Source organism: Natronococcus jeotgali DSM 18795 (assembly GCF_000337695.1).
Classification (GTDB): domain Archaea; phylum Halobacteriota; class Halobacteria; order Halobacteriales; family Natrialbaceae; genus Natronococcus; species Natronococcus jeotgali.
The window spans coordinates 1-8,597 of record NZ_AOIA01000074.1 but is presented as its reverse complement, the minus strand read 5'-3'; the positions used below and the strand labels follow the sequence as shown (position 1 = coordinate 8,597).

5 protein-coding genes and 2 CRISPR repeat arrays are annotated in these 8,597 nt (G+C 51.4%); all 5 genes read right to left on the bottom strand.

From position 1 onward, the window contains the following. Window positions 1-460: 460 nt before the first annotated feature. A CRISPR array of direct repeats spans window positions 461-1,005; the repeat unit is 37 nt; unit sequence GTTTCAATCCCGTTTTCGGGCGCTATTACGTTGCGAC. Window positions 1,006-1,118: 113 nt separating this feature from the next. The 5 genes from C492_RS22540 to cas6 are packed head-to-tail and all read right to left on the bottom strand — an operon-like array spanning window position 1,119 to window position 7,702. Then, window positions 1,119-3,521 carry a CRISPR-associated helicase/endonuclease Cas3 gene (locus C492_RS22540; RefSeq protein ID WP_083898791.1) on the bottom strand — a complete coding sequence of 801 codons (2,403 nt, stop codon included), beginning with the start codon at window positions 3,519-3,521 and terminating at the stop codon, window positions 1,119-1,121. Continuing rightward, window positions 3,511-4,218 (bottom strand): type I-E CRISPR-associated protein Cas5/CasD, encoded by a 708-nt coding sequence (locus C492_RS22535; RefSeq protein ID WP_083898790.1) that lies wholly within the window; start codon window positions 4,216-4,218, stop codon window positions 3,511-3,513. Before C492_RS22535 ends, C492_RS22540 begins: the two co-directional genes overlap by 11 nt. A gap of 1 nt (window position 4,219) precedes the next feature. Further along, window positions 4,220-5,182: a type I-B CRISPR-associated protein Cas7/Cst2/DevR gene (gene cas7i / locus C492_RS22530; protein ID WP_160166974.1), complete on the bottom strand. Its 963-nt coding sequence runs from the start codon at window positions 5,180-5,182 to the stop codon at window positions 4,220-4,222. Beyond that, window positions 5,175-6,989: a hypothetical protein gene (locus C492_RS23585; protein ID WP_152424845.1), complete on the bottom strand. Its 1,815-nt coding sequence runs from the start codon at window positions 6,987-6,989 to the stop codon at window positions 5,175-5,177. Before C492_RS23585 ends, cas7i begins: the two co-directional genes overlap by 8 nt. Then, window positions 6,989-7,702, bottom strand: coding sequence for a CRISPR-associated endoribonuclease Cas6 (gene cas6 / locus C492_RS08215; protein ID WP_338042164.1), 714 nt, complete (start codon window positions 7,700-7,702; stop codon window positions 6,989-6,991). The genes C492_RS23585 and cas6 overlap by 1 nt, the downstream gene beginning before the upstream one ends. Before the next feature lie 235 nt (window positions 7,703-7,937). Further along, window positions 7,938-8,482: direct repeats of the CRISPR family, unit length 37 nt; unit sequence GTCACAACGTAATAGCGTCCCAGCATGGGATTGAAAC. Between the last annotated feature and the right edge of the window lie 115 nt (window positions 8,483-8,597).

Sequence of the window (8,597 nt, the reverse complement as noted above, 5' to 3'; positions counted from 1 at the left end):
GTCGCCGTCGGGGTTAGTCGTCGTTGACTCGGTGACCGAAACGGTAGTTTCTGGCATCCCTGGTTTAACCCTACATAAATGCGTACAATAAGGGTTACGAGAGGGAAAATCAGGTGTCCCGGAAACCCCCCTTTCCGGGACAGTCGCCTACTTAGATCAGAGCGTATCATACAATAGCCCCCAACCGTCATTACCTATCGCTCTGCGACCCGAACCGCCACGCCCGAAGGCCTTGGCCCGTCCCGTTTCAATCCCGTTGTGGGTTTCTACCGCCCTGCGACAAGTCGTTGACCTCAGTGACAACAGTTACGGCGACTTGTTTCAATCCCGTTTTCGGGCGCTATTACGTTGCGACCCTTTTGATAACGGAGAGGGTTGGTGTCTCCGTACAGTTTCAATCCCGTTTTCNCTATTACGTTGCGACCCTTTTGATAACGGAGAGGGTTGGTGTCTCCGTACAGTTTCAATCCCGTTTTCGGGCGCTATTACGTTGCGACCGCGGGAAATTTTCGGGAGGGGGACGGTCCTTCCTTGTTTCAATCCCGTTTTCGGGCGCTATTACGTTGCGACAGCCGTTGTCGATCTGATCCTCGACGTAGCAGCGCGTTTCAATCCCGTTTTCGGGCGCTATCACGTTGCGACCCGAGATCAGCGAGGAGATCTACCTTACCGATAAGTTTCAATTCCGTTTTCGGGCGCTATTACGTTGCGACCGAAGACTGCGTCACCGAGTTGCCGTTGCTCGATCGTTTCAATCCCGTTTTCGGGCGCTATTACGTTGCGACGGGTGGTTGGCGTCGAAGACGATGATGATCAGTGGATGTTTCAATCCCGTTTTCGGGCGCTATTACGTTGCGACCTGTAGTCCTCCACGGTAAGATCACCCTCGTCTGCGTGTTTCAATCCCGTTTTCGGGCGCTATTACGTTGCGACCCTTTGAGGCCCGAGTAGTCCCGGCGGACCGTGTCGTTTCAATCCCGTTTTCGGGCGCTATTACGTTGCGACAGGGGGCTGAAATCGGTGGATAGACCATTTTTTGGCTTCTCGAGACGCCGATTGAACCTCGGGCTTCGTGGACCCCTACCGTACACATTATTCAAGTGGGTCCATGAAAATCCTTACTCTCGCAGAATACCTCGGTCATAGAAGTAAGCAACCTCCGCCTTCGATATCGGCATCTCGTCCTTGCTCTCGGGGAACGTTTCTGTATTGAGACCGTCACGAATCCACCATGCGGGGATCTCGATAGCGTAGTCCTGAATAAATTCCCAGAGATCAGACCGACATGCCGTATCAGTCGCTGTCACAGAACACTGGGATCGAGAACAGGTATGCTCTTTCTCCCACCTTTTCTCAGGCGACCATGTCTTTCCATCTGGTTCAGTGTAGCTAGCTGCCAGTACGGGTACTCTGTAGGACGATATTGATCGGAGTTCGATATTGTCCGTTCCGTTGGAATCCTCCGTAACAGGGCGATGGGGACCAAACAGCCAATCCTCGCTGATTGCCGTTCGGATTGTTGCCGTATTGTACTCGAGTTCGAACTCGTTGTAGACTCTATCAATCCACTCTTGCGCGCGATCAAAACGGTACGCTTCTGCCTCTCCGAGAACTGTCGCTGTTCTTTCAAGTACCTCCCATTTCTCTGAATCGCGATTTTCAGCGTAGGGATACCATGACTTAGCGTTGTTAAGTGGCGCATAGACTCGGCATTCGTACTGGTGGTTCTCGAGACCCTTGCACTGCGAACAGTCCGTTATTGAACAGCAATCTTCTGAGGTTGGTTTTACACCAGATCGATGGAGCCGTCCAGCCCGCTGGAGTATCGCATCAATCGGTGCGACGTCAGTCAACAAAAGGTCGGCTGAGAGATCCAAACTAATCTCGCAAACCTGTGTCGAGACCAAAAACTCACGATTATCAGAGACAGTAGCGTTGACGCCAAATTGATCTCGAATGTCTTCTTCTTTCTTTTGACGATGTGAACGGATGAACTCACTACTATAGTATGTTACTGTCTCGCCGGCAGCTCGGAGTTGCATCGCAAGATCACGAGCTGCAGCGACAGTGTTCTTGACAACCATCACCTTCTTCGCATCCGTTTCATCAGCGACTTCGAGAGCGCGATCGACAGTGAGCTCACACTTAGAGACATCTACAACAAATGGTTCTCGAGGTGGTTGATCAGCTGCAAGGCGACCATCACTTCGCACCGTTGTCGCTCCAGAGATGGGGGGTGCGTTCTGAATCGACGATGGAAGCGTAGCTGTCATTACGTACCACGGAATATCGTACTCTTTGAGCTTACGCAGCGCTCCGAGAAGGTGGCCAGTTAATTGCGTATCGTAAGCGTGGACCTCGTCGAAGACGATCCCGGCTCGATAGAGATTTCCTTTCGCAATTGACGACCACCGATAGCCGTTGATAAGCGTGCTAAGAACGTGATCAACAGTCGAAACAGTGACTGGGTTTTGAAACCAGCGTCGAGACCACTCCTCAAGCATAGGGTTGGATGTATCCCACCGCTCTGACCCGGCTTCGCTCTCTAAAAACGTCTCGCTTGCCGAGTGATACAGTGATGAGTGATCTGGCTGTATACCACTTCCTTCGGTGCCGTCGGTAATCGATAGGAGAAGATTGTTGGTCGTCACTTGAGTCGGCATCGCGAACACTAGTCGATCGATTTCACCTTGTGCTGCGAGTTCGCGACCCCATTGGAGAGCAGAATGTGTCTTGCCTTCACCACATCCCGCCAAACCTACTAGTGGCGCGTCGATTGCTGAATCGATTGCTTGCTGGTATGGGCGGAGAGAGTCAAATAATGAGATATCGTCGGCGTGCAATTGCCTGGGAACGCCGATTTCAGTGCCCGTTGCGCTCGCACTCGCGTAGTGATCTGCCTGAATTAGAACCGACCGAATCACCGTCGCTAATGCACCAACATGTTGGTACTCTGTTTGGTCACCATGTAACTGCTGTCGTGTATAGGTCAGAAAACGCTCAAATTCCTTGTTGGCCTCTCCAGTCAACGAGAGTGGTGGGTACGCAAATTCATTACTTTCGGACGATGAGAGAGTATCTGTCCACTGTTCACCTGGATCACCGGTTACCCTCGAGTCATCCCCTACCGTTTCTGGTGTCATATGGTCCCGTGTGAGCGCAGTGTGATGGTGAAGAACAGCAATCGTCAGTGCCATCGTTTCAGTCAGTGGCAAATCGCGATTGCGGGTAAACTCAAGCGTATACCTCGCACTTCGGGCGCTGTGATTCGGTTTCTCCGCTCTGTCACCGTGGACCCAAGCTTGCCAATCAGGATGTACTTTTCCTGTATCGTGTAACCAAGCCCCCATCTCAATAAGTTCCGCTAGACGCTCTTCAGAAATCTGCATTCCAATGGAATCTAACCGGTGTGAAAATAATTCTTGATTCGCGAATAGACTGGCGTGTTCTGCGACTGATTGGCTATGGTCAATAAAAGAGACGGCTGGTGATTTCTTCGCGAGGATCTCGTCATAGGACATAGATGAATCGCTCCCCGTCTGGTGTTTCGTAGTAGTGGTCGACGGCGCCTCCAGTTACCGATACTGTCTCGACGCGTGCTGGTTTCGGGACGTTTCGATAGCCAAGGTAATCTGGTTCGACGGGTAGGAGTTCGGGATCGTCGCCAGCTTCGGGGATCACACAATCAACCGTTGCTGGTTCATCGATTCGTTTAATCGGGTCGACCGACACTTCGCGGATATCAACTAGGTCGTCTGATCGGCCCAGATAGAGTAACCGCTCGGGGTCCTTGAGCGCATTCTCGAACGTACTTAGGTAGTGTTCTGGTCCACCGATATACATTTTATAGGTTGGCTTGATCAGAGATTCCACCTGTGTCGGTGTCGATTCATAGACACCCTGATCGGACACGTTCCCCGTTTTTGAGCGCTTCATTCGGGATCGCAGGTCACGGTGACGTTCCGGTGGATCAACGATACGCACGCCAAACCGACATTCCTCCTGTATCTGTGCTCGAAATTCTGCTTCTGTCTCATTTCCACGATCTTCTCGAGTCGAACCGATAATCGAGGGGCGACCGAGAGCAGCGTACACAACCCCTTGCAGCGTAGGAATTGGTGGTACCCTGTATGACGGAATGCCGTTCATTGCTCCGGATTTGGCGAACGCACACTCAAACGGGACATCCAGTGTTGCCCGGAGAACTTGGTCACTCATACTACAGATTCTTTTTGACGTGATCCTTAAGCGTATCAAACGTCGCTACTACCGAGTCTTGAGTTTCAACGCCATCAACGGATTCGACGACATCCATTACTTCATCCCAATTATTCATCACTGATGGGTTTCGCGTGCCTGCAACCCACACGTCCGCTTCGAGGGCGATCAAGTCCTTGAGAACGCTCTCGAGTGTCGAGGGGTCGACTTCACCGGTCTCAGGATCGGTCCTGATCGCATTAGAGACGCGCTGGTTGTAGACAGGTTGGGTTGACGCTATCAGGAAATCTGGCATGAAGTCTGCCATATGCCTCGCTTGGCCGGCGAGATTCGAGGTATTCTGGATAGCCGTCAGGAGTTCCTCTATACGGTCTTTACGGTCGTCGCCATTGTTATTGTCGTCAAGTTCGTTAGTGAGTTCTCTCTTAGATCGGACTCCATTGTTAGTCTCCTCGATATTCTCGATTTCGCGTCGACCGATCGCAGGAATATCAATAGCGAGCGCGCCACGGAATACGTTCTCTGTCATCTCTCGATATCCGATATTATGATCTGAATCTGTGACACTCTCAGCATCGATACCAGGATCGTACTGGAGGATCATATCTGTCGTTACCGGCTGATCATACTGACCAACGAGTGGCGTTGCTCGTAGTGGCGACACTCGGTTAACTGGGATATCGTCGATATCGTCTAGCTCCTCTGGGTTCATGTACCCGAAGAGGTCACAGAGTTTGCACTCGCTAATTCTCCCACACTGGTGTGCAGCATGGCAATCAACCCCTTCTGCTGTCTGGGCTTTCAGAGCGTCTTTGATTGCATGCCGGTACGCCTGTCCACTAATATATGGTTGATTCCCTACTTTTTTAAGATCTGATAGCTGACTCCCTCCCTCTCCAGCGTTGTGGTTACCGAGATCGACGTGAGTTAAGTGTGCGATCCCAATCTGGGCAATCTCACTCATTGTCATCACCTTCGGTGCTGTTGACGACGTTCTCGTACTGTGCAGCCAAAGAAGCGTGAATAACGAACATGCGTTTTGTTGGGTCGAAGGTCGATTTGTCGGTTATCAGGTTGAGTACTCGCTCTACATCATCGTCTTTCGATGCGACCCAGCTGTCACTCTGATTGTTCTCGAGTGATTTCTTCTGAGCCTGCATAGCTGCCTTTTCAAACGATTGTAGGAACTGCTCGGGAGTGCCAGCGTTCTGTAGCTGGATGAGTACCCCAATATCGTTTCCACCGTGGAACAGCCGGCCAATATTCGAGGCAACTTGTTTGATACTCTCGATACTCTTCGAATCGATCTCAGCGTCTTCTGTCATGTTCTGCATGATGGTGGTGAAGTAGTCGCTTACGTACTGCATCCGTGGTACGTACCCAGCGCCCGCATCGCCACGGATCACTGCTTTCGAGATTTCAAACGTTCCGCGTTCGAGTAGCACGAGTCGCTTCTCGAGGATGCCAAATCCAATATCGTCCTTGAAATCAACGAGTCCCGAACTACCATTGGTTGTACTGGCGAACCATAGTAGCACATCGCGCACTGGCCAGTAAGTGTCGTTATCCTCAACAGACCGTTCTTCAACGACAGAGTATGCCCATTCACCCGGTTCCACTTCTTGAATCGAGTCGATAGTCCGAGTTTGACCAACATCACTGACAAAGTGGGTCAGTCCTGTTGGTCGGCGCTCGATCTCTTTGAATGGATTTTCTTGCTGAGTATTGACCTCTCGTAAGACTTCTTCGTAGAAATCAAGCGTCTGCAACCCAGCGGACTCGGTGAACAACCGCCCAAGTGTTCGCTGTCGGGACCGCTTCTTGTCGGTGGAATCGGTCATATCCTCCAGTATACGGTTTAGGTCTCCACGGATATTGTAGAGGGTCTCGATATCACCTACCGGGGCAAAAAGGCGGGCATTGTTCCCATCGATAGCTGTTTGTCGTACGACTTTTGGCATCGACATGTAGTAGAATCCAGCTACAAGACAGGCTGCACATCGGCCACGGTGCTTGTCTTTTCGTGACTTCTGACCCAGAGGGGTTGCATCACCAGTAGTAGACGCGAATATATTGAAGCTCTGGTTGTATTCCAGATTACCATTTTCAACGCCTTTGTACGTCGGCATCGTTTCGGATCCACAGGTCATGCAGGGATGATCTCCCTTACTGAGTTCGTGGTTTCCACACAGGCTGGCTTCAAACGTAGCAAAATACCGCTCAAAGCGGTCAATCTGTTTTGGTCCAGACCGACTGCTTGGGTTGCCGACGTACTCTGGTGAAAGAATAAATGCAGCCCCGCCACCACTCAAACTACGACCGAGCGCATCTTCGACGAGATCAACATCAATTCCAACATCGTCGAGGCTTTCCTCGTCGATGTAATCATCCTCATAGACTGTTAGTTGCTCATCTGGGTACGGAGTCCGTGGCTTATCAATTCGCCGAGCGTCATCATCCGGTACGCTAAGTTCATCAAGTGCTCGATTGACCGCGAGAGCACGAGCTGATCGACGATGGGTATGCTTTAACCGTTCCTCGATATGTGATTTCAGATCGGAAAGCACATCATTGAGATCTGCTTCGTCAAGCACTTCGATGCGATTCGGATACACCGAGACTTGCTTGTTGCCCATTGAGTTGAGTTTCTGGGCGAGATCGGCGACCGCCTCGTTGACGAACGGATCGCTTGTCAGTCGGAACAGAACTGTTTGGTCTGTGTTAGTCGCCTCACCAGCGGAAACCTCATCCAGAGTAAGTTGATTGCCCACTATCGCCACCTCTCAGGTATCTGATTGACTGGCATCACACAGCCAAAGCCAAGGCCAGTTCGCTCACCAAGCCCCATTGTTTGAATGAACTCACTGGTTCGTGTATCGGTCCGGAGCGTGACCTCCATACGTGTTCCAGTTGCCCACCCCTCTCCGCTAGTACGGAGGCGGGATGTCTTGAACCAGTGGACGTCCTCGATAATGAGTTCGTCCGGCGTTTCTTCCCACTTGGCTTCCATCCGATCTCTAACGTTGTCTCTGACCCGAGCGAACCACATTCCGTCATCGGGATGGAGATCGACACGCTCGTCATCCTCATACTGGCTTACATATACCGGGCTCATAGTCCGATATTTTGCTCGAGTCTCTGTTTCAACAGCCTCTAAATCGGCCCCCTTAATCGGGACTTCGGTGTGTCCCAACTGAACCTCGTTGTGGCGAGCATGGTTCGCTACAGCGTCGATGATCGTCTTTCGGTCACTATTGATGACCCAGTATCCGCGTTCGCACGTAAGCCCATCTTCGTTGGTCTGGTACGGTCCTGTCTGTACGAACTCGCTGAATACGAATGGGGGTGCGTGTGGGAGTTGGTGCAGCTCCGTCGCTAATTCGGGTTCATACTTGTTGAGTGCGTCGTAAATGAACGACTGCATACTCAGATGATAGTTCCAGGGGAGGTGGAAGCGTGGATTGCTCCCACTGTCAGCACTAATGTACAGCCGAATATCCTAACACCTCCGTTGATAATAATTGGAACACAGTATAGGTACTATGTCACTAGCCTATATCATTGATGGAAAGAAGACACAAACCAAATTGACTCAACAGATGACAACACTTTTCATCGACCTTTATAAATACTCTGTACGGTAGGGGTCCACGAAACTAATCCGCTACACAGTGGAATCACGTTGCTCGAGAGAGTCGCTTCCAAGATTTGAACCCCCTGTCACAACGTAATAGCGTCCCAGCATGGGATTGAAACTTAATCGACCCAGTCATTAACCGGCGAGACGCGGAGGTCACAACGTAATAGCGTCCCAGCATGGGATTGAAACTCAGTAAGCGCGAAAGAGCCGGCCCGGGATGGAGTAAGTCACAACGTAATAGCGTCCCAGCATGGGATTGAAACAACCCGGTGAACTTGTTCCCGCGCATCCGCATGGGGTCACAACGTAATAGCGTCCCAGCATGGGATTGAAACACCATCAGCGGTCCGTCGAGGATCTCCACGGGGCCGGTCACAACGTAATAGCGTCCCAGCATGGGATTGAAACTGATATCCACAAACCGGACAGTCCCAGTCCACAATGTCACAACGTAATAGCGTCCCAGCATGGGATTGAAACTCCCATACCTGGCGCTCGCCGGCGCCGGTCGGGATCGTCACAACGTAATAGCGTCCCAGCATGGGATTGAAACAGGATGCCATGTCCGAGGCCGAGGACAACCGACGGTCACAACGTAATAGCGTCCCAGCATGGGGTTGAAACATCAACATCCACGCCGACGAGCGCAACGGCATCCAGGTCACAACGTAATATGCCTTGTTTTGCCGCCGATTGACGACAACTTCAGACGCTCTCGCAGGAAGCTTCCGTCACATTC

Bases quoted from the DNA above. Each gene is read 5' to 3' on its own strand.
- C492_RS22540 (WP_083898791.1), bottom strand. From the start codon at position 3,521: ATGTCCTATGACGAGATCCTCGCGAAGAAATCACCAGCCGTCTCTTTT.
- C492_RS22535 (WP_083898790.1), bottom strand. From the start codon at position 4,218: ATGAGTGACCAAGTTCTCCGGGCAACACTGGATGTCCCGTTTGAGTGT.
- cas7i (WP_160166974.1), bottom strand. From the start codon at position 5,182: ATGAGTGAGATTGCCCAGATTGGGATCGCACACTTAACTCACGTCGAT.